General features: G+C 66.5%; 21 protein-coding genes and 1 pseudogene. 12 read left to right on the top strand and 10 right to left on the bottom strand.

What is annotated here, in order from left to right:
- Window position 1: 1 nt before the first annotated feature.
- The gene (locus tag APS40_RS07600) at window positions 2–844 is read right to left on the bottom strand and encodes a 5'-3' exonuclease (RefSeq protein WP_055046470.1); all 843 of its coding nucleotides are present in this window, start codon (window positions 842–844) and stop codon (window positions 2–4) included.
- Between the two features lie 212 nt (window positions 845–1,056).
- On the opposite strand from APS40_RS07600, the gene APS40_RS07595 reads away from it, so the two are divergent.
- The gene (locus APS40_RS07595; protein WP_055046469.1) at window positions 1,057–2,565 is read left to right on the top strand and encodes an FAD-dependent monooxygenase; all 1,509 of its coding nucleotides are present in this window, start codon (window positions 1,057–1,059) and stop codon (window positions 2,563–2,565) included.
- Here the strand turns inward: APS40_RS07595 and aroB are convergent.
- Window positions 2,562–3,680 carry a 3-dehydroquinate synthase gene (gene aroB, locus APS40_RS07590; RefSeq protein WP_055046468.1) on the bottom strand — a complete coding sequence of 373 codons (1,119 nt, stop codon included), beginning with the start codon at window positions 3,678–3,680 and terminating at the stop codon, window positions 2,562–2,564. The genes APS40_RS07595 and aroB overlap by 4 nt on opposite strands.
- Entirely contained in the window at window positions 3,673–4,266 is a 594-nt protein-coding gene (locus APS40_RS07585; RefSeq protein WP_055046467.1) for a shikimate kinase, read from the bottom strand. The genes aroB and APS40_RS07585 overlap by 8 nt, the downstream gene beginning before the upstream one ends.
- Before the next feature lie 145 nt (window positions 4,267–4,411).
- Here APS40_RS07585 and APS40_RS25255 point away from each other — a divergent pair, with 145 nt between their 5' ends.
- Both APS40_RS25255 and APS40_RS07575 read left to right on the top strand, forming a co-directional pair.
- Window positions 4,412–4,723 carry a hypothetical protein gene (locus APS40_RS25255; protein WP_156342859.1) on the top strand — a complete coding sequence of 104 codons (312 nt, stop codon included), beginning with the start codon at window positions 4,412–4,414 and terminating at the stop codon, window positions 4,721–4,723.
- Window positions 4,720–5,631 (top strand): site-specific tyrosine recombinase XerD, encoded by a 912-nt coding sequence (locus APS40_RS07575; RefSeq protein ID WP_055046466.1) that lies wholly within the window; start codon window positions 4,720–4,722, stop codon window positions 5,629–5,631. The genes APS40_RS25255 and APS40_RS07575 overlap by 4 nt, the downstream gene beginning before the upstream one ends.
- 160 nt (window positions 5,632–5,791) lie before the next feature.
- Here the strand turns inward: APS40_RS07575 and APS40_RS07570 are convergent, their stop codons facing one another.
- Window positions 5,792–6,157 (bottom strand): hypothetical protein, encoded by a 366-nt coding sequence (locus APS40_RS07570; RefSeq protein WP_156342858.1) that lies wholly within the window; start codon window positions 6,155–6,157, stop codon window positions 5,792–5,794.
- A 151-nt stretch (window positions 6,158–6,308) separates the two neighbouring features.
- Between APS40_RS07570 and APS40_RS07565 the strand changes: the two genes are divergently transcribed.
- From APS40_RS07565 to APS40_RS25295, 4 genes are all read left to right on the top strand, one after another.
- Complete coding sequence (locus APS40_RS07565) at window positions 6,309–7,268, top strand: acetyl-CoA carboxylase carboxyltransferase subunit alpha (RefSeq protein ID WP_055046464.1); 960 nt, start codon at window positions 6,309–6,311, stop codon at window positions 7,266–7,268.
- A 132-nt stretch (window positions 7,269–7,400) separates the two neighbouring features.
- On the top strand, window positions 7,401–8,426 hold the full coding sequence (locus APS40_RS07560) for a L,D-transpeptidase family protein (protein WP_055046463.1): 1,026 nt from the start codon (window positions 7,401–7,403) through the stop codon (window positions 8,424–8,426).
- A 92-nt stretch (window positions 8,427–8,518) separates the two neighbouring features.
- On the top strand, window positions 8,519–9,274 hold the full coding sequence (locus APS40_RS07555; RefSeq protein ID WP_055046462.1) for a L,D-transpeptidase family protein: 756 nt from the start codon (window positions 8,519–8,521) through the stop codon (window positions 9,272–9,274).
- The gene (locus APS40_RS25295) at window positions 9,247–9,849 is read left to right on the top strand and encodes a hypothetical protein (RefSeq protein WP_055046461.1); all 603 of its coding nucleotides are present in this window, start codon (window positions 9,247–9,249) and stop codon (window positions 9,847–9,849) included. The genes APS40_RS07555 and APS40_RS25295 overlap by 28 nt, the downstream gene beginning before the upstream one ends.
- Before the next feature lie 10 nt (window positions 9,850–9,859).
- On the opposite strand, the gene APS40_RS25290 is transcribed toward APS40_RS25295, so the two are convergent.
- Both APS40_RS25290 and APS40_RS25285 read right to left on the bottom strand, forming a co-directional pair.
- Window positions 9,860–10,384, bottom strand: coding sequence for a hypothetical protein (locus APS40_RS25290; protein ID WP_055046460.1), 525 nt, complete (start codon window positions 10,382–10,384; stop codon window positions 9,860–9,862).
- A 112-nt stretch (window positions 10,385–10,496) separates the two neighbouring features.
- A pseudogene (locus APS40_RS25285) lies at window positions 10,497–10,775 on the bottom strand (glycosyltransferase family 2 protein); the annotation flags it as partial.
- Between the two features lie 288 nt (window positions 10,776–11,063).
- On the opposite strand from APS40_RS25285, the gene APS40_RS07540 reads away from it, so the two are divergent.
- Window positions 11,064–11,963, top strand: a complete 900-nt coding sequence (locus APS40_RS07540; protein ID WP_156342857.1) for a DMT family transporter — start codon at window positions 11,064–11,066, stop codon at window positions 11,961–11,963.
- A gap of 206 nt (window positions 11,964–12,169) precedes the next feature.
- Here APS40_RS07540 and APS40_RS25160 read toward each other — a convergent pair whose 3' ends face one another.
- A complete protein-coding gene (locus tag APS40_RS25160) occupies window positions 12,170–13,117 on the bottom strand; it encodes an SRPBCC family protein (protein ID WP_197279456.1) in 948 nt (315 codons plus the stop codon).
- Window positions 13,118–13,145: 28 nt separating this feature from the next.
- Window positions 13,146–13,394 carry a DUF1127 domain-containing protein gene (locus tag APS40_RS07525; protein ID WP_055046458.1) on the bottom strand — a complete coding sequence of 83 codons (249 nt, stop codon included), beginning with the start codon at window positions 13,392–13,394 and terminating at the stop codon, window positions 13,146–13,148.
- 110 nt (window positions 13,395–13,504) lie between these two features.
- On the opposite strand from APS40_RS07525, the gene APS40_RS07520 reads away from it, so the two are divergent.
- Both APS40_RS07520 and APS40_RS07515 read left to right on the top strand, forming a co-directional pair.
- Complete coding sequence (locus tag APS40_RS07520; protein ID WP_055046457.1) at window positions 13,505–14,725, top strand: hypothetical protein; 1,221 nt, start codon at window positions 13,505–13,507, stop codon at window positions 14,723–14,725.
- A gap of 36 nt (window positions 14,726–14,761) precedes the next feature.
- Complete coding sequence (locus APS40_RS07515; protein ID WP_055046456.1) at window positions 14,762–15,406, top strand: Vgb family protein; 645 nt, start codon at window positions 14,762–14,764, stop codon at window positions 15,404–15,406.
- Window positions 15,407–15,684: 278 nt separating this feature from the next.
- Here APS40_RS07515 and secA read toward each other — a convergent pair whose 3' ends face one another.
- Window positions 15,685–18,459: a preprotein translocase subunit SecA gene (gene secA, locus APS40_RS07505; protein ID WP_055046454.1), complete on the bottom strand. Its 2,775-nt coding sequence runs from the start codon at window positions 18,457–18,459 to the stop codon at window positions 15,685–15,687.
- Window positions 18,460–18,662: 203 nt separating this feature from the next.
- Here secA and APS40_RS07500 point away from each other — a divergent pair, with 203 nt between their 5' ends.
- A complete protein-coding gene (locus APS40_RS07500) occupies window positions 18,663–19,613 on the top strand; it encodes a peptidylprolyl isomerase (protein WP_197279455.1) in 951 nt (316 codons plus the stop codon).
- A gap of 210 nt (window positions 19,614–19,823) precedes the next feature.
- Here the strand turns inward: APS40_RS07500 and APS40_RS07495 are convergent, their stop codons facing one another.
- On the bottom strand, window positions 19,824–20,423 hold the full coding sequence (locus APS40_RS07495) for a TetR/AcrR family transcriptional regulator (protein WP_055046453.1): 600 nt from the start codon (window positions 20,421–20,423) through the stop codon (window positions 19,824–19,826).
- A gap of 113 nt (window positions 20,424–20,536) precedes the next feature.
- Here APS40_RS07495 and APS40_RS07490 point away from each other — a divergent pair, with 113 nt between their 5' ends.
- A complete protein-coding gene (locus APS40_RS07490) occupies window positions 20,537–20,827 on the top strand; it encodes a hypothetical protein (RefSeq protein WP_236884217.1) in 291 nt (96 codons plus the stop codon).
- Window positions 20,828–20,873 lie beyond the last annotated feature (46 nt).

Here is a 20,873-nt window from a genome sequence, read left to right as displayed (position 1 = left end):
CTTAAGCCTTCTCGGCCAGTTGCTGCAGGCGGTCGGCGAGGTTGTTCAGTTCCCAGTCGCGGGCGAGGGCGGCGGCCTTGGCCCAGGTTGGCCTGGTGTCGGGAACGGGCGGCAGCGGTGCGTTCGTCACCATGGTGGCAATCCGCTTGTAAAGCCTGAGGTCGTCGGCCTGGGTGGGGAAGCGGTTGTCGGCGATCATCGCCTCGAGATCGGGGTAGCGCTGCAACAGGCTCGCCGCCGTCGCGTCACCGACCCCCCTGGCGCCGGGAATCTTGTCCGAAGGATCGCCGCGCAGGGCGATGAAATCGGGGACCTGCCGGGGCTCGACCTTGTAGCGCTCGCGCACTCCGGCAGGGTCGATGCGGGCAATCTCGCCGCCCTTGACCGGCTGCAGGATCGTCGTCCGCGCCGAGGCAAGCTGGTAGGCGTCGCGATCGCTGGTGGCGACCAACGCGGTGCCGCCGGCCTTTTCCTCCTCAGCGACGGCGGTGGCGAGGAAGTCATCGGCTTCGAACCGTCCCGCCTTGCCGAAGACGAAGCCGCAGGCAGCGACCATCTGGGGCAGGACTTCGAGTTGCTCGACGATCTCGTCCTCGAAGATACGACCGCCCTGGTAAGGCGCGAACTCCAGCGCCCGCCAGTTGGGTTCGGCCAGCGTATCCCAGCCCACCACCACGGCGCGCGGCCGCTCGGCTTCATAGAGGCGGATCAGGTAATTGGTGAAGCCCACGATAGCGCCGCCGCCACGGTTCCCCGCGCGGCGTACCGTCTTGGGCAGGGCATGGTAGGCGCGGTGGGCGAACGAGTCGCCGTCGATGACCAGCAGTGGACGGCGGTCGGACATGGCTTTCCCTCTCGGCTTCCGCGGCGATCGACTTGCCGACGAATCGGCGCCGACCGGGGCGTTCGGCGAGCGAAGAATACATGTCGGGAAAGCAGCGCGAAGCGCGATATCGCCCTCCGCCCATACTGATATGTAGCGCACAAGGGGCTTGCTTCAAGACCCCGATCGTCCGGTAAGAGGCGCGTCCTCGTCAGTTCATAACGGAGAGACAGATGCGCAAGATCGAACATCAGGTGGTTATTGCCGGCGGCGGCCCGACCGGGCTGATGCTGGCCGGCGAGCTGGCATTGGCCGGCATCGACGTCGCCATCGTCGAACGGCGGCCCGGCAAGGAGGTTGTCGGCTCGCGCGCCGGGGGGCTGCATCCGCGCACCCTCGAGGTGTTCGACCAGCGTGGCATCGCCGAGCGGTTCGTGGCCGAAGGTCAGGTGGCGCAGGCAGTCGGGTTTGCCGGGGTCCGCATCGATCTCACCGGCTTTCCGACCCGCTACCCCTACAGCCTGGGCCTGTGGCAGAACCACATCGAGCGGCTTCTGGGCGACTGGGTCGATGGGTTCGGCGTACCGGTCTATCGCGGCGTCGAGGTCCGCGGCTTCACCCAACATGGGGCGGGCGTCGATATCAGCCTCAGCGATGGCAGCCGGCTGGCGGCGCAGTACCTGGTCGGTTGCGACGGCGGGCGGAGCGTCGTGCGCAAGACGGCCGGCATCGCGTTCCCGGGCTCCGATCCCACCACCAGCAACCTGATCGCCGAAGCCGAGCTGGCCGAGTTGCCGCCGCAGTGGGGGATCACGCGCGATGCGCTGGGCATCCACTCGATCGGGCGGGTGAACTACGAGATCCGCGATGGCGAGATCGTCTGGGCCGACAGCGGACCGGTGCGTGTGCTGGTCACCGAGCGCGAGGTGGGCAAGACCGGCGAGCCGACCCTCGCGGAGCTCAAGCAAGCGCTGATCGCGGTTTACGGCACCGATTACGGGATTCACAGCCCGAGTTCGATCACCCGTTTCACCGATGCGGCCCGGCAGGCTGAAACCTATCGGCAGGGGCGGGTGCTCATCGCTGGAGATGCGGCGCATATCCATCCACCCGATGGCGGGATGGGGCTGCAGACCGGGGTGCAGGATGCCGTCAATCTCGGCTGGAAACTGGCGCAGGTGATCAAGGGCATTTCGCCCGAGGGCCTGCTCGACAGCTATCATGCCGAGCGTCACCCGGTGGGCGCCAGGGTGTTGCGTTACACCATGGCGGCCGTGGCGCTGCGGCGCGAGGACGACCGCACCAAGGCACTGCGCGAGACGATGGCCGAGATGCTCGAAATGGGGGAGCCGCGCCGACGAGTTGCCGCCGACCTGACCGGGCTAGGCGTCCGCTACGAGCTGGGTGAGGGGCATCCGCTGCTCGGGCGACGGATGCCGGATCTCGATCTGGTCGCCGCCAACGGTCCGACTCGGGTTTACGAGTTACTCCATGCTGCGCGGCCGGTGCTGATCAACTTCGGTGCGTCCGGCGCGTTCGAGATCGCGCCGTGGGCGGATCGCGTGAGGCTGGTCGACGCAGTCTCTGAGGGTGCGTGGCAGCTGCCGGGCATCGGAGCCGTCGAGGCTCCGCAGGCTGTCTTGATCCGTCCCGATGGCTACGTGGCCTGGGTCGGGGACGCCGCAGGGCAGGGGCTGAGCGAGGCGCTGACGAGATGGTTCGGGGCGCCGAAGCGCGCCTAGCGCTCGGCCCGTACCTCTTCGAGGTAGGCCCGTACGGCGGTCGGGTCGACGTTCTTTTCGATGAAGGCCCGGCCGATGCCATGGGTCAGGATGAAGGTGAGCGCGCCGCGCACCACCTTCTTGTCCTGGGCGATGGCGTTCATCAGCGTGTCGGTGTCGGGCAAATCGCCCGGGATATCGTTGATGTGGGTCGGCAGGCCTGCCGCGCTCAGGTGCCGGGCGATACGGCCGGTATCCTGACTGGGGGCGAGGCCGAGCCTCGCCGAAAAACCATGCGCCAGCACCATGCCGATGGCGACGCCTTCGCCATGCAGCAGGCGATCGGAATAGCCGGTGGCCGCTTCCAACGCATGGCCGAACGTATGGCCGAGATTGAGCAGGGCGCGAACCCCGGTCTCCTTTTCGTCGGCGAGGACGAAGCGGGTCTTGGCGGCGCAGCAGCGGGCCACCATTTCGGCGCGTAGGGCGGTGTTGCCGGCAAAGATCTCGCTTCGGTTCTCCTCGAGCCAGAAGTAGAACGGCTCATCGTCGATCAGCCCGTACTTCACCACCTCGGCATAGCCGGCCGCGAGTTGGCGCGGCGGCAGGGTGTCGAGGGCGTCGAGGTCGGCGAGGACCAGCCGGGGCTGATGGAAGGCGCCGATCAGGTTCTTGCCGTGCGGCGAATTGATGCCGGTCTTGCCGCCGACGGAGCTGTCGACCTGCGCGAGGAGCGAGGTCGGCACCTGGACGAAATCCATGCCGCGCCGGGCGATCGCCGCGGCGAACCCGGCGAGGTCGCCGATGACGCCGCCGCCCAGCGCAATGATCAGGTCGCCGCGCTCGAGCCGCGCCGCGAGGATGGCATCGACCACTTCGCCCAGCCGGGCGAACGACTTGGTGCTTTCGCCGTTAGGCAGCACCACCGTCGCGTATTTCACCTCGGCGGCGTCGAGCGCGGCGGTGAGCCGCGGCAGCTGCGCGATGGCGACCTCGGTATCGGTGACGATGCCGAAGCGGCGGCCGGGGAACCTGGCGCCGAGCAGCGCCCCGGCATTGTCGATCAGCCCGGAGCCGATGAGGATGTCGTAGGCGCGTTCGCCCAGCGGCACATGGACGGTGGTCGGCTCAGCCATTGGCAGCCTCGTTGGTCAGATAGGCCAGCACGGCGTCGATCACTTCGCTCGCCACCTGGTCCTGCGGCACGTCGCGCGATACCACGGTGACGTCGGCCTCGGCATAGACGGGGTAGCGGACTTCGATCAGCTTCTGCAGCGTCTCGCGCGGGTTGGCGGTTTTCAGCAGCGGTCGGTTGGAGCGGCGCGACACGCGCTGGAACAACAGCTCGAAATCGGCCTTGATCCACACCGAGATCGCCGCCTGCTTCACCAGCGCGCGGGTTTCGGCGTTGATGAAAGCGCCGCCACCGGTGCCCAGCACGATGTTGCGGTCTTTGAGCAGGCGGGCGATCACCTTGACCTCGCCGGCACGGAAATCGGCCTCCCCATGGGCGCGGAAGATGTCCTCGATAGTCATCCCGGCCGCCTTCTCGACCTCCTCGTCGCTATCGACGAAGTGGCGGCCCAGGCGGGCGGCGAGGCGGCGGCCGACGGTGGTTTTGCCGGCGCCCATCATGCCGATCAAGACGATCGGGCGATGCCCGAGGAGCCGCTGCAGATCCTCGCGCCGGTCGTCGCGTGTGGTCGTGCCGTCGCGTGACATGGCTTTTCCCTGTTCGGGCGGTTTGAACCGTTAGGGCGGCATAAAGTCAATGCCCGCTATGGTGGGGCGGCTATGGTTAGCGCACCCTTGATCGCATCCGGCAAACAGGGGAGACTGACCCGTAGCGTGACAAAAGCGGATTGCCATGCCGACTCTCATTCGCCTGATCGTCATCCTGCTGGTCCTGGTCGGGCTCGGCTATGGAGCCATGTTCGCGCTCGTCGCCTTCGTCCAGCCGCGCGACAAGGATGTGACCATCCGCATTCCGGCGCGTGACCTGATGCCCTCGACGCAGCGCGATCCGCTGGTGCGGCGCGAGATCAACACCACCCGCCAGCCCGAGGCGCCCGCGGCCAACCCGCCGGCCGCCGAGACGCCGGCCCTTTCGGTCGAGCCGACCACCGAGGCGCCGGCCGACGACGGCGGTGTGGTGACCCGGCAGCAGGGGATCGAATGAACGGCGGCCACCTGGTCGAAGCGTTTCTCGAGATGATGAGCGCCGAACGCGGCGCCGCCAGAAACACCATCGACGCCTATCGTCGCGACCTCGGCGATTATTGCGCCTTCCTCCAGCGCCGCGGCAGCGGGCCGACTGGCGCCGGGCGCGAGCAGGTGACGGAGTATCTCGCCTTCCTCGAGGCAGAGGGCATTGCCGCATCGTCGAGCGCGCGAAAACTCTCGGCGATCCGGCAGTTCCACAAGTTCCTCGCCGCCGACGCAGTGCGCGGCGACGACCCGACCCGAATCATCGCGTCGCCCAAGGCGCGGCGCAGCCTGCCCAAGGTGCTGTCGATCGCCGAGATCGATCGGCTGCTCAGCCTCGCGGAAGCCGAGATCGAAGCGCCCGAGGCGAGCGAGGCGCAGCGCGCCATGGCGGGGCGGCTCTACCTGCTGCTGGAGCTGCTCTATGCCACCGGCATGCGCGTTTCGGAATTGGTGGAGCTGAAGCGCGCCGTGGTGATGCGCGATGCGAGCTTTCTCACCATCCGCGGCAAGGGCGGCAAGGAGCGCATCGTGCCGCTGACCGATCGGGCGCGCGACGCGGTCAAGGCGTATCTGACGCGGCTCGAGCCCGGCGCCTGGCTGTTCCCGGCCGGCGGCGAAAGCGGCCATCTCAGCCGGCAGGTGTTTGCGCGCGAGCTCAAGGGGCTGGCGGGACGCGCCGGGATTTCCGCGGCCCGGGTTTCACCGCATGTGTTGCGGCACGCTTTTGCCAGTCACCTGCTGGCCGGCGGCGCGGATCTGAGGGTGGTGCAGACGCTGCTCGGGCACTCCGACATCTCGACCACGCAGATCTACACCCATGTGCTGGACGAGAAGCTGCGCTCGCTGGTGGAAGCGCACCATCCGCTGGCGGAGGGCTAGGGCGTTCCGCGGAAAACGGGGGCGCCGGTGTGGGCTGACCCCCACCCCTGTCCCCTCCCCCTAAGAAACCCTCACACGGATATCGAGACTAACGTCTCCCTCCTCCTGTTAGAGGGGGAGGGACAGGGGTAGGGGTCGGCCCGCTCCAGCTGCTCGTCAGTCATCCGCGCTTCTGCTCGACCATGCCGTCGAGCCGCAGCAGCAGCTCGTCCAGCTCGCGCAGCACGTCGCGCATCAGCATCGGTCTGGCGGGGACGTCGCTCCAGCTGGCACGCAGCTCGTTGAGCCTGTCCTTGCGGCGTCGGCGCGCCGCCTTGGCTTCGGCGAGCGTGCGGCGGGTGGCCTGATCGCCGGTATCGAGCGTGAACAGTTTCTCGCAGTGCGGGCACCAGGCGCCGCCGGCGGGGCGGACCAGCTTGGCGTTTTCGAAGAACTGGCCGCCGCAATGCGGACAGCCGACGCTTACCAGGGCATAGGTCGTCATGATCGAAAGGTGGTTCCGGTCGTTCGGCACCAGCGTTGTCATGAATGCGTCATGCATTGGTTAACGCGGCATGACAGAGCGGTGCAATGGGGGCTCGGTCGCAGCTCGCTGCTTGACTCAACCCGGCTGCGTCGCCACTTTCCGGCCACTTTGGGGCGCGAGTTGACGCCCTTCCCATTATCTGGCGGGTTGGATGCAGTCTTATCTCGATTTCGAAAAGCCGGTCGCCGATCTCGAAGGCAAGATCGCCGAGCTCAAGTCCCTCGCCACGTCCGACCAGGCCGTGTCGATCGATGAAGAGGTGACGCGGCTCTCGGCCCGGGCCGACGAGGCGCTGGTCGATATCTACAAGAAGCTCACCCCCTGGCAGAAGACCCAGGTGGCGCGTCATCCGCAGCGCCCCCACTTCTCCGACTACGTGAAGTCGCTGATCACCGAGTGGACGCCGCTGGCCGGCGACCGCAAGTTTGCCGAGGATCCGGCGTTGCAGGCCGGCTTCGGCCGCTTCAACGGGCAGCCGGTGGCGATCCTGGGGCAGGAGAAGGGCTCCAATACCGAGAGCCGGCTGAAGCACAATTTCGGCATGGCGCGGCCCGAGGGTTACCGCAAGGCCGTGCGCATCATGGACATGGCCGACCGCTTCGACATTCCCCTGGTGTCGTTCGTCGATACCGCCGGCGCTTATCCGGGGATCGGCGCCGAAGAGCGCGGCCAGGCCGAGGCGATCGCGCGTTCGACCGAGCGCTGCCTCGAGCTGGGTGTGCCCAACCTCGCGATCATCATCGGCGAGGGCGGCTCGGGCGGCGCAATCGCCATCGCCACCGCCAACCGGGTGCTGATGCTCGAGAACGCCATCTACTCGGTGATCTCGCCGGAGCCGGGCGCCGCCATCCTGTTCCGCGACGCGGCCCGGGCTCCCGATATGGCCGCGGCGCAGAAAATCACCGCTCCCGATCTGCTCGCGCTGGGGGTGATCGACGGCATCATTGCCGAGCCCGCCGGTGGCGCGCACCGCCACCACGGGGAGGTAATGGCCTCGACCGCCAAGGCGATCAGTCAGTTCCTCGCCGATTTCCCCGGCACCCGGGGTCGGCTGGAGGTGCGAGAGCACAGGCGCGACAAATTCCTCGCCATCGGCACCAATTTGGGTTGATCGCCGTCCGGGCAGCGGGCATGAAGCCAATAGCAGACGGGCTGTAATGGTGGCGGCTTGCCCAGCGGGGGCGCCGCCCGTTCGCGACCGGCTGGTTCGGGCAGACAAGCATTCGGGTTCCTGGCTGTGGGCATGACGCTCCGTTCCTTCCTCCTGGTCGGTGCAAGCCTCGTGGTGGCGGCGACGCTCGCGGGGTGCGGTGGTTTGAAGCCGGGCAGCAATGCCAAGGCGATGGCGCCGCTGAAGCAGGAAACGGTCAGCCGGCTGGCGGGGCTCGGCTCCTCGCCGGGCGCCGCGATGATGGTCCGCATCTTCAAGGAAAGCTCGGAGCTCGAGGTCTGGAAGCAGACCAGTTCCGGCGCCTTCAAGCTGTTCAAGTCGTATGAGATCTGTGCCTGGTCGGGTGACCTCGGCCCCAAGATCAAGGAAGGCGACCGACAGTCGCCCGAAGGTTTCTACACCGTCACTCCGGGCCTGATGAACCCGAACTCCAACTACTACCTGGCATTCAACACCGGCTTTCCCAACAAGTTCGACCGCGCCTATGGGCGGACCGGCTCGGACCTGATGGTGCATGGCGACTGCTCGTCGCGAGGTTGCTACTCGATGACCGACGAGTCGATCGCCGAGATCTACGCGTTGGCGCGCGAGAGCTTCAAGGGCGGCAATGCCTCGTTCCAGCTGCAGATCTATCCGTTCCGGATGACGGCGCAGAACCTGGCCAAGCACGCCGACAACCCGAACATGAGCTTCTGGAGGGACATCAAGGAAGGCTACGACCGCTTCGAGATCTCGAAGGCGCCGGTGTCCTGGGATGTCTGCAACAAGGAATACGTGTTCGACGTGCCCGGCGGCACAACGCTCGACGCCTTGGGCAGTTGCCCGGTGACGGTGGCGCAGAACGTACCCGAGACGGTGAAGGCCAAGGCGGCCGCCGACGATGCCGCCATGGCCCAGGAAGTCGCCTCCCTGGCCGACAAGGCCGCAAAGGCCGCCGCTGAGGCGCAGAAGGCCGCCGACGAGAAGGCCGCCGCCAAGGCGCGCGGCGAAGCGATCGGCAGCTTCATCGGCGGGCTGTTTGGCGGCGGTGGCGAAACCGGCGTCATCGACCCCAGCAAGGTGCCGCCGATTCCGCTGCCGCGGCTGCACCGGGCCTAGAACAGGAGCTCCGCTTGCGCCGCTCCTTTGTTCGGGCCGTCTCCCTCTAGGCCGGTCTTCTTGCGATGCGGGCCCGAGGCTCCCATGTTGGCATGGTCGTTGCGATCGGAGTTTTGCTCTGCGCAGCGCTGCTGGTCGGGCGCTTCCTGCTCACCGAACGAACCGGAGTTCGCGACATCGCTACCGAGCGCGTCTATGACCGCACCCAGTTCGTTGCCGAGCTGAAACAGGCCGGGTTCGCGCTCGGCGATCCTGCGCATGTCCGCATCTTCAAGCGCGAGCACAAGCTGGAGCTGTGGCTGAGGCGTGCCGACGGGCGCTATGGGTTGTTCCGCGACTATGACATCTGCACGTTCTCAGGCGAGCTGGGGCCCAAGCTCAAGGAGGGCGACAGGCAGGCGCCCGAAGGATTCTACCGCGTGGCGACGCGCCAGCTGAACCCCAACTCGCGACATCATCTCAGCTTCAACCTCGGTTTTCCCAATGCCTTCGATCGCCAGCTGGGTCGCACCGGTTCGGCTTTGATGGTACATGGCGGCTGCTCGTCGGTCGGTTGCTATGCCATTACCGACCGCAGCGTCGACGAGGTCTATGCAGTGGTTGAAGCAGCGCTCAGGAACGGCCAGGACGCTGTCGACGTGCACGTCTTCCCATTCCGGATGACGGCCGCGGCGCTGGCCGCCGAAGGCGGTCACACCTGGGCGCTGTTCTGGCGCAACCTCAAAACCGGCTACGACCTGTTCGAAGCCTCGGGCCGTCCCCCCAGGGTCGGCGCCTGTCGGGGCGAATATCGCTTTGGCGCAGATGCGGAGGGGCCGGGATGCGCCGCTATCGCCGCCTGGTCCTGATCGACCGGCTGATCCCGTTTCTCGCCGCCATTGTCGGCCTGGTGGCGCTGGCCGGGGCTGTCGCGGTGCAGCTCAATACCGATGCCAAGACCAACGCAGTGACCGGGATGATTGCCGAGCTGCGCGCTTCGGTGGATGAGCTGGGCAAGCGCGCCGCCCAACCGGCGACCCCGGTCGATGACGGCACGGCGGCCGGATTGCTCGCCCTGCAGGATCGCATGGTGAAGCTCGAAGCGGAGTGGGCGGACCGGCAGGCCGCCACGGCGGCCGCTCCGTCGGCCCAGCCGGGCGCCGCGGCCCCGGCGGAAACTGCTGCAATCGACCCGAACCTGCCGACCACCGACTGCATTCCGCTCGGGACCCGCTTCATGGTGATGCCCGGCGAGAGCTACCCGCTCTGCCAGTCGAAGGCCGTGGTCAAGACCGGCGCGATCACCGCCGATACGGTCACCATCGAGGGCGTCGGCCCGGTGGTCGAAACCGGCTTCGGCACCATTGCCGGGACCAGTTGCACCGTCATGGTGTTCTCGGCCGACGAGGCCGGTTTCGCCGAGGTCCGGGTCACCTGCACCTGAGGGGGGGCGGTCAGCCGGATGCCAGCTCGGCTGGCACGACCATCAACCCCGCTGCCACGAGGTCCGCGTTGCTCTCGAAGCGCCGGGAGTCCTGGCCCACGAAACCCTGTCCGCTCGCCTGCATGCGTTGCAGCAGCCGCGCATAGAAGTGGTACTTGGCGCCGTTGTTGGCATGGGCCTTCCAGCTGATGGCCGAGGCGATGCGACGCAGGCTGTCGGGTCCGAACTTGAAATGCGCCATGGCGAGAATGCAATCGTCCGGCGGCAGGATGTTCGCCGCATGGCTGCCCTCGAGCCACACATCGTCGTCCCATCGCATCAGCGGCGTCTTCATCCAGGCGGCCGGCGGTGTGGCAGGAGGCGAAGCCGGGTGCTGCTCGGAAATGCCGAAGCGCTCGAACAGGCGCATCGAGGCGCCCACGCCGACCCGCCGCGGTTGTCCGCCGGGGGGCACCACCAGCAACCGCGTCGCGTCGAAATAGGGACTTTCGGCGAGGAGATCCTTCGAGCGTTGCGGCCTGGCTGGGTCGCTCATGGCCGTATAGATCGAGAGGGTAGAAGTCGACCAAACTGGCGACGACCGAGCGCTGGCCACGGCGCTCGAGGAAAGTGGTCACGGCTCCGAGCTCGGCTATGCCGCGCGGCAGGAACAGGAACTCGTCGGCGTCGGCATAGAGCGCCCAGCGACCGGCAAGATAGCGCCGGGGGATCGCCGACTTCAGCAGGGTCCCGGCTCGCTCGGCACTGCCGGCCCCGTCGGAGAGGATCACCTTGTCGCCGAAGCGCAGCGCGGAGTGGAGCACTACGCAGTCGGGCTGGGCCAGCAGGTACTCGCGGGTGCCGTCGTCGGAGCGGTCGTCGAGGATCAGGAATTGGCTCAAGCCCAGCGATCGGTAGTGGGCGAGAAATGCCGGTGCAAAGCCCATCTCGTTGCGGAAGATGCCGAAGACCGGCGTTCCCTCGGCAGCGATGGCGCCGCCGACGATCGAGAGGCTTTTCATCAGGTCGGCGCGAGACAAGGGCTGTGGGCTGCTCTGCATCAGGGGTGGTCGCCAACGTGGTGCTCTCACGGATCGGCACAGTGGGGGCGCCGCCGCCGACAGGCAAGGGCGATATCGGGGGTCGGTCGGGCCTATTTGCCCGAGCGTCGCGAAACGGATAGAGCTGCGGCGAGGCATCGCTCTGCCCGCGCTACCGTCCCTGGGTTATCCCCCGTGTCCACACCTGCCGCCATCGCCCCGTCCGCCTCGCTCAAGGGCATGGCGCTGGGCATTCTCGCCTATACGCTGTTCTCGGTGCACGACGCGCTGGTGAAGGCGGTGATTCATGCCCTGCCGGTGGTGCAGATCCTGTTCGTGCGCAGCCTCGTCATCGTGTTGATCTGCCTCGTCATCGGCAGGCGAAAGCTGGTGCTGGAGCTGGTGCGGTCGGGCAACAAGCCGATGCTGCTGCTGCGCGCTATCCTGACGCTGGCGGCCTGGTGCATGTACTACTCGTCCGGGCGCGAGCTGCAGCTCGCCGAGATGACGACGCTCTATTACTTCGCTCCGGTGCTGACGATCGTGCTGGCCGTGATCTTCCTCAAGGAACAGCTGACCCTGGCGCGGGTCGGCGCTTCGGCGATCGGCTTTTTCGGCGTGCTGATCGCCTGCAATCCGGCCGGGCTGACATTCGGCATCCCGGCGCTGATGGTGCTGGGCGCGGCGTTCTTCTGGTCGGTGGCGATGATCCTGATGCGCACCATCTCGAAGTCGGAGAGCTCGATGGTGCTGATCTTCTCGCTCAACCTGTTCTACACGCTGGTGATGGGAGTGGCCTCTATCCCGTTCTGGACGGCGATGGATCCGCTGCAGATCGGTATCGTGGTGCTCACCGGCATTGTCGGGGGAACGGCGCAATATGTGCTGGTCGAGGCGGCGCGGCTGATTCCGGCCAGCGTCCTGGGCACGGTCGAGTATTTCGCGTTGATCTGGAGCTTTGTGTTCGGCTTCCTGTTCTGGGGCGAGCAGCCGGCCGGCGTGGTGTTCATCGGTGCAGCGCTGGTGATCGCGGCTGGGCTGGTGCTGGCCTGGAGCGAGCGGCGCCCGCGACGGTCGGTGGTCGATACGCCGTAGGCGGCTGCCGTATCGACGAAACGCCGGTGCGTGCTGCCCCCCACCCCTGTCCCCTCCCCGCAAGGGGGAGGGAGACCATTACACCAGCGTCTCAGTTTGCGTCTCCCTCCCCCTTGCGTGGAGGGATCAAGGGTGGGGGGCGGTCAACCACCAGGTGCAGGGCCAGTACGCTCAACACCTTATCGAGTTATCGAGCGGCGCCGATCTCACGCAGCAGGCGCCGCCAGCTCGATCAGCTCGGTCTTGCCGCTCTGGATCAGCTGCCTGAGGCTGCCCTGGATCAGGGAAGTCCAGGCGTCCGAGCAGGTGTCATAGCATTCGACGGCCGGGGCAATGCCGTGATGAGTGAAGACCACCTCGGTCTTGCCGTCCCGCGTGCCGATGTCGAAGGTGATGGTGGTGCCGACCCACTCGGTCTTGTCCTCGACGAAGCTCAGCATGCCTTCGACCACCTGCCACGCCACCCGCCGGTTGGGGACCAGTTCGGTGACCACCTGCTTGGAATAGTGGAACTCCTGATAGCGGTAGCTGAACACGTCGCCGAGCTTGTTCGTGCTGCCCTCGAACTCGCCGCTCCACCAGGCGCGCGGGTCGATGATGGCGGCGAAGGCCGCCTCGGGGCTCTCTTCGACGGTGAATGAGGTGGTGAAGCTGTCTTTGCTGCTCATGATGGACTCCTTGATGCTGGCGGGGGCTGCGGCGGTGATCTCGGCGCCGGTGTTGGGAGCGCCGCGACCCGAGGTGATGAGGCTCTTGAGGCTGCCGCGGATGTAGGTGCCCCAGGCGTCGTGGCAGACGTCGTAGCACTCGTGGTCGGGCAGCAGTCCGACATGGGTGAAGGTGAGGCGGGCGCCGGCGCCGACCGGCTCGATGTCGAAGGTGATGGTGGTGCCGATCCATTCGGTCGTGTCGGCGACAAAGCTGAAGTGATTGTCGAGCACGCGCCAGGCGACGCGCTGGCCGGGGATCCATTCGACGACCTTGAGGGTACAGCGATGCAGGTCCGTCGCGTGATAGAACCAGACGTCGCCGAGCATGGCGGTATTGCCCTCGACATCCTCAGACCACCAGCCGCGGACGTTGTTGATGGCGGCGAACACCGCTTCGGGCGGCGCGTTCACGGTGATGGCGGTGGTGTAGTTCTTGTCTTGCATTGCAGTTCTCCTTGGGTGAGGGGCGGGATCAGCCGGCGTTGCGCTGGCCGATCTTGATCCAGAGTCGACGGGCGTCGCCGTCGAGGGCGTCCTCGACGTCGGTGCGTTCGAGGCCGATATCGGCGAGCTGGATGGCATCGAGGCCGGCAAGCCGGAGGATGGTCCGGCGCCGGGCCCGCCAAGCCGCGAAGCGGGCAGCGAGGGCCGCAAGGCCGGCGATGACGCTGCTTTGGCGGGACTTGGGCGTGGCGATCTCATAAAGTTCGAGGGTGGTCATGGCGTGATCTCCCGTTGGTTCAGGGCTTGAAGGGTTGCGTTCGGTGTCGATGAGCGGAACCTAGGCGCGGCCCGGTTCGGGGTGAGAGTGACAAGTGTGACGGGATTTGAATGGACTCGCTGATCACCGCCGCGGCGCGGGCGCTCGGGGCCGGCGATCCGCTTGGGGCGCTGAAGCGCGTGGCGCTGCGCGAGGACGCCCCGGCGCTGGCGCTGCGCGGCATCGCCATGGCGCAACTGGGCGATCTCGAGCGGGCCAAGGCGCTGCTCAAGGCGGCAGGCAAGGCCTTCCACGCGCGCGAAGCGATCGCCCGGGCCCGCTGCGTGGTGGCCGAGGCCGAGATCGCCCTGGTCTCGCGTGACCTGTCCTGGCAACCGAAGGCGCTGGAGGCGGCGCGCCGCGTGCTCGAGGCGCAAGGCGACGGCGCCAATGCGGCGCACGCGGCAAATCTCGCGGCGCGGCGGCTGCTGCTGATCGGCCAGGTGGATGAAGCGGAGCGGCTATTGCGGCAACTCGACCTGCGCCAGTTACCGCCGGCAAGCGTCGCGGTGCACCAGCTGGTCACCGCCGGCATCGCGGTGCGGCGCGTGCAGAGCGGGCCGGCGCGCCTGGCCTTCGAACGATCATTGGCGGCGGCACGGCAGGCCGGCATCCCGTCGCTGCTGGCCGAGATCGAAGCCGACGCGCGCGTGTTGGACGAACCGGCGGCGCGGCTGATCGGCGGCGGCGCCGACCGCCCGCTGAACCTTGCCGGGGTGGAAAAAGTGCTGGGATCTGACGCGCTGGTTGTCGACGCGACGCGCAACGTGGTGCGGCAGTCGGGCTCCATCGTCGTGCTCGCGACCCGTCCGGTCTTGTTCGCGCTGCTGCGGACGCTGGCCGCCGCGTGGCCGGGGGACGTATCGCGGGCGCAACTGATCGCCGAGGCGTTCCGCGGCAAGCAGGCCGACGAGTCGCATCGCGCCCGGCTGCGGGTGGAGATGGGGCGGTTGCGGTCCGAGCTGAGCGGGCTCGCCGAGATCAACGCCACCATGGCCGGTTTCGCGCTGGCGCCGGTCGAAGCAAGTCAGGTTGCGCTGCTGGCGCCGCCGATGGAAGATCCGCATGCCGGGGTGCTGGCGCTGCTGGCCGATGGCGAAGCCTGGGCCAGCTCGGCGCTCGCCATTGCCTTGGGCTCCAGCCCGCGCACCGTGCAGCGGGCGCTGGAGCAATTGGCTGCGGCGGGCAAGGTGCAGTCGTTCGGGCGGGGCCGGGCGCTGCGCTGGATCACCCCGCCGATGCCGGGTTTCCCGACGGCTTTGTTACTCCCAGGCCCGCTGCCGGGCGGCTAGAGCTCGGCCGGAACAATTGAACGAGAGGTCAGTCCGATGAAGCATGCGCATGCCGAGATCGTTCGGGAGTACGGCCCGTTTCCGGGCGTCGAGTCGGTGGCCGGGGTCACCTTCGACGGCACCAATGTGTGGTTCGCTTCGGGTGACCGGATCAACGCCTTCGATCCGGAAAGCGGCGCGCCCGTGCGTAGCATCGATGTCGCCGCCCATGCCGGCACCACCTTCGACGGCGAGCACCTCTACCAGCTGGCTGAAGACGTGATCCAGAAGATCGAGCCGGCGACCGGGCGGGTGGTCAAGACCATCCCGTCGCCCGGCGGCGGCTCCGGGCTCGCCTGGGCCGAGGGCTCGCTGTGGGTCGGGCAGTATCGCGGCAAGCAGATTCTCGAGGTCGATCCCGAGACCGGCAAGGTGCTCCGGACCATCCACTCCAACCGCTTCGTCACCGGGGTCACCTGGGTCGAGGGCGAGCTGTGGCACGCGACGCTGGAGGATGGTCAGAGCGAGCTCAGGCGCGTCGATCCGCAATCATGCGAAGTCCTGGAGCAGCTTGAGATGCCGGCAGGCAAGGGGGTCTCAGGGCTCGAGTCCGATGGTCGCGACCGGTTTTATTGCGGCGGCAGCGACAGCAGCACGGTCCGTGCGGTGAGGCGACCGAAACGAGAGACGGCGGCAGCCTGACCAATCGCCGGCCGATATCGACTACTGGTAACAGGACCTGATGGCTGCCGCCGCTTCATGTGGCGGCGGCTTCGCCAGGTCCTGCATCATCACCGTTGCGGCGACGCAACAGGCTTCGTGCTCACTCGGCGCAATTTGGTCGACAGGGGTCATGAACGCTTCGAACTCAGCTTGCGTGAGTGTGCTCTGCATCGCCGCGCCGGCGACCATCACGTAAAAATAAACCGGCCGGCTTCGTGAGAAGCCGGCCGGTTGACTATTCGGTGCCTGTGTCGGCGTCAGAACGCGCCGTGGCAGTGCTTGAACTTCTTGCCCGAGCCGCAGGGGCAGGGGGCGTTGCGAGAGACGCCGACGAGCAGCTTGGGATCGATAGGCTTCAGCGCCGGATCGGCCTCGATCACGTCGGCGCCGGCTGCGGCGCCAGCGGCAGCGAAAGCCGCCAGCGACGGCGCGGGGCCGAGGGCGCGCGGCATGGTGCCAGTGATGTCGCTTTCGGCGTCGTTCTCGCCGGTGGTCGGGTCGATATGGATTTCGTCGAGCCCGTCGAGGTTGGCCTGCAGCGGCGTCGGCTGGCGCATCTGGATCTCGACATGGCTGAGCTGGGTGGTCACCAGCTCGCGCAGGCTCGCCAAGAGCTGCTCGAACAGCTCGAAGGCTTCGCGCTTATATTCGTTGAGCGGATCGCGCTGGGCGAGGCCACGCCAGCCGACCACCTTGGAAAGGTGATCGAGGGTGACGAGGTGCTCGCGCCACAGTCCGTCGATCGACTGCAAGAGGATCGACTTTTCCACCTGGCGCATGATGTCGGGCGAGTAGCGGGCCACCTTGGCGGCGGCGAACTCGTCAGCGATCTTGATGATGCGCTCGCGGACCTGTTCGACGTCGATACCTTCCTCGTGCGTCCAGGCTTCTACCGGGAGGTCGACATTGAGGTAGGTCTTGCCGGCCGCGACCAGTTGCTCCACCTGCCACTGCTCGGGGTAGGAGCGCTCGGGAATGGCCTTGGAGATGATATCGTCCACCACCTGGTGGCGCATCTCGGTGACGGTGTCGGCGACATCCTCGCTGTCCATCAGCTCGAGACGTTCGGTGAAGATCGCCTTGCGCTGATCGTTCATCACGTCGTCGTATTTGAGGATGTTCTTGCGGATATCGAAGTTGCGGGCTTCGACGCGGGCCTGGGCCCGCTCGATGGCCTTGGTGACCCAGGGGTGAGTGATCGACTCGCCCTGTTCGAGCCCGAGTTTCGAGAGCATCGAATCCATCGATTCGACCGGGAAGATGCGCATCAGGTCGTCCTGCAGGCTCAGGAAGAACTTCGAGTGGCCCGGGTCGCCCTGGCGACCGGCGCGGCCGCGCAACTGGTTGTCGATGCGGCGGCTTTCGTGCCGCTCGGTGCCGATGATGTAGAGGCCGCCGGCCGCCAGTACCTTGGCCTTGTCCTCGGCAATGGTGCGCTTGATCTCGGCGATCTTGGCCTCGCGCTCGGCGCCTTCGAGGCCTGCGGCCTCCTTCTCGATGCGCATTTCGAGGTTGCCGCCGAGCTGGATGTCGGTACCGCGACCGGCCATGTTGGTGGCGATGGTGACGGCGCCGGAGACACCCGCATCGGCGACGATCTGCGCTTCCTGCTCATGGTGGCGGGCGTTCAGAACCGCGATGTCCTTGATGCCCTTGCCGCGCAGGATCTCGGCCAGCATTTCGGACTTCTCGATCGAGGTGGTGCCGACGAGGATCGGCTGGCCGCGGCCGCGCGCATCGACGATCAGGTTGGCGATCTCGTCGAACTTCTCCGCCGCGGTGCGGAAGATGGCGTCGTCCTCGTCCTTGCGCTTGACCGGCACGTTGGTGGGGATCGAGGTGACGGTGAGGCCGTAGATGTCGCCGAATTCCTCAGCTTCGGTGGCCGCCGTACCGGTCATGCCGGCAAGCTTCTTGTAGAGGCGGAAGTAGTTCTGGAAGGTGATCGAGGCGAGGGTCTGGTTCTCGGCCTGGATCTTGACGTGCTCCTTGGCCTCCAGCGCCTGGTGCAGGCCTTCAGAATAACGGCGGCCGGGCATCATGCGGCCGGTGAACTCGTCGATGATCACCACTTCGTCGTTGCGGACGATGTAGTCCTTCTCGCGCTGGAACATCTTGTGGGCGCGCAGCGCCGAATTGAGATGGTGGACCAGCGCCACGTTCTCGATGTCGTAGAGGTTTTCGCCCTTGAGCTGGCCGTTCTCGACCAGCGCCGCCTCGAGCTTCTCGATGCCGGCGTCGGTGAAGGTGGCCGAGCGCTGCTTTTCGTCGATTTCGAAATCGCCTTCGCCGAGCAGCGGGATCAGCGTATCGGCCATCTCGTAGAGCGACGAACGGTCGGCGGACGGTCCGGAGATGATCAGCGGGGTGCGGGCTTCGTCGATGAGGATCGAGTCCACTTCGTCGACGATGGCGTATTCGTGGCCGCGCTGCACCATCTGGTCGCGGCTGTATTTCATGTTGTCGCGCAGGTAGTCGAAGCCGAACTCGTTATTGGTGCCGTAGGTGATGTCGGCGGCATAGCTGGCCTTGCGCTCGGCGTCGTCGAGCCCATGCACGATAATGCCGGTGGTGAGCCCCAGGAAGCGGTAGATCTGGCCCATCCAGTTGAGGTCGCGGCGGACCAGGTAGTCGTTGACGGTGACCAGGTGCACGCCCTTGCCGGGCAGCGCATTGAGGTAGACGGCCAGCGTCGCCACCAGGGTCTTGCCTTCACCGGTCTTCATTTCGGCGATAGAGCGGTTGTTGAGCACCATGCCGCCGATCAGCTGCACGTCGAAATGGCGCAGGCCGAGCACGCGCTTCGAAGCTTCACGGACCGTGGCGAAGGCGGGCTCGAGGATATCGTCGAGGCTCTTGCCGGCCGCCAGTTGATCGCGGAATTCCTGCGTCTTGGCCTTAAGCTGCTCATCGGTGAGCTTCTCGTACTCGGGCTCCAGCGCGTTGATCGCGGCGACCCTGGGGAGGTACTTTTTCACCTGTCGATCGTTCGCCGAACCGAAGATCGCCTTGGCGATTGCAGCCAGTACCATTCGTGTCGTCCTTTGATTGTTCACGGCCGGGTGGCGCTAAGGCGCTTCATCTCATCCGGCAGGCGGCGGGTCCTCACCCGTCAACACTCTTTGAAGTGGTGCGACATGTAAGAGCGGGTGTTTTGCTTGTCAACGGAACGCAAATGGGCCAAACCTCCCACGCCGCGGGCCGGGGGCCCTGCGCCATCCGAGGAGAATTCCCTATGAACGTCCATGCCCCGCGGGGTTTCCACAAGGTTCTGAGGACCGTGGCCGGCGCCCTGCTGCTTGGCACCGCGCTTGGCTTCGCCCCCGTTGTCGCGCTCGCCCAGGATGCCGCTGCACCGGCCGCTCCGGCAGCGCCTGCCCCCATACCGCCGGAGACGGTGCTCGCGACCATCGGCGACCAGACCATCACCCAGGCGGATCTGGATTTTGCCGCCGAGGACCTGCAGCAGGAGCTGCAGCAGGTCCCGCCGGCCGAGCGTCGTGCCTTCCTCGTCACCGTGCTGATTGACATGAAAGTGATGGCCAAGGCGGCCAAAGCCGACGGCATGGCCGACACCGACACGTTCAAGCGCCGGATGCAGTACCTCGAGGAGCGTTCGCTGCGCCGCGAGTACTTCACCGAGAAGGTCGCGGCCGCGGTCACCGAGGACTCGATCAAGGCCGCCTACGACCAGTATGTGAAGGACTTCAAGCCGGTCGAGGAAGTGCATGCGCGTCATATCCTCGTCGCCACCGAAGACGAGGCCAAGGCGATCAAGGCCGAGCTCGACGGCGGCAAGCCGTTCGAAGTGCTCGCCATGGAAAAGACCACCGACCCCTCGGGCAAGCAGAATGGCGGCGACCTGGGCTTCTTCTCCAAGGGTATGATGGTGCCGGAGTTCGAGGCGGTGGCCTTTACGCTCGAGCCGGGCAAGATTTCCGACCCCGTCAAGAGCCAGTTCGGCTGGCATATCATCAAGGTCGAGGAAAAGCGCATGAGCGCGCCGGCGCCGATCGAGCAGATGCAGCAGCAGCTCGGCCAGCAGGTGATGTTCAAGGCGTTCGACGAGTCGGTCGCGGCGCTGAAGAAGGACGCCAAGCTCGATATTCCCGACGCGGAGCTGGCGGCAGCGGTCAAGAAGCAGGCCGAGCCTCAGGCCGAAGGCGCAGCCGGCACGGCGCCGTAAGCACCCTTTTCGGATGCCAGCCAATTGGAACCCCGGCCAAGGCCGGGGTTCTGTCATTTAGAGCGTTCGTCGCCCCAAACGCGGCGTCATCCCTGCGAAAGCAGGGACCCAACTCACAGCCCGTGCCAGCGGATAGATGGGTCCCTGCTTTCGCAGGGATGACAGCCGGTGGATGGGCAGGGACGAGCCCACCTGGTTAGCCCGTGCGGCTCAATCGTCTGACGATTTCACGAGGCCGCGCACCAGGATAGCGGTCACCTTGTCGATCGCGTCGTCTTGGTCGACCAGCCGGTCGGTGAGCAGCAGTTTCCAGGCATAGGCGGACATCAGATCGGAGGCAGCGAGGCTGTCGGCGTCCGCGCGCATCTCGCCGCGCGCCTTGGCGCGATCGAACATGGCGGCGGTGTGCCGGGTGCGTTCGACCGAATAGGCCTGCAGCGCTTCGGCCGCCTTCGCATCAGCCTGGGCCTCGGCGATCAGCGAGCGGTAGACGCCCCCGGTATTGCCTGACCAGAAGCGGACCAGCTCGGTGAGGAAAGCCCGGATGTCGCCCTCTAGCGTGCCAGTATCCGGATCGGGCATGCGCGAGCTCTTGAGCCGCGTATAGACATCGAGCAGCAGATGTGCCTTGGACGGCCACCAGCGGTAGATGGTGGGTTTGCCGGCGCGAGCCCGTCGCGCCACCGCTTCGATCGAGAAGCCGGCATAGCCCGCCTCGCAGAAGATGTCCTCGGCGGCGGCGAGGATCGCCGCGTGACTGTCCGGGTTGCGGGCGGCTCCGATGGATCTGCGCGGTTGGCTGTCGGTCATGGTTCTCACCGGGATGCATGGCTGGGATACACGAAAAGCAGGGTCCTAGCCACTTGAACGTTACGTACCGTTTCGTTATGTAACGAGCCGTACCGTTCATATGGGGTTCCGAAATGTCCATTCAATCCGCCACCGTCACTGCGACTGCCGCCGCGAGACCTGCCCCTCCGTCACTGGCGGCGCGGACGCGCATGGCGCTGCTGGTGCTGGTTGCCGTCTATCCGGTGATCACCGGCATCATCTACCTGGTGGCGCCGTTTACCGCGGACTGGCCGGTCTGGGAGCGCAATCTGGTCGTCGCGCCGCTGATGGTCATCGCCATGGTCTACTTCATCATTCCGACCATTCAGGCGCGCTTCGGCCGCTTCATCGCCAGCGGCCGCTGGGGCGCAAGCGCCACTTGATGAGGCGTCGAATATTCAGGTTTGCTGACTTCGCCCCGGCCGGCGG

Source organism: Devosia sp. A16 (genome assembly GCF_001402915.1).
Lineage (GTDB): Bacteria > Pseudomonadota > Alphaproteobacteria > Rhizobiales > Devosiaceae > Devosia_A.
This window is presented reverse-complemented; position numbering and strand designations above follow the sequence as displayed.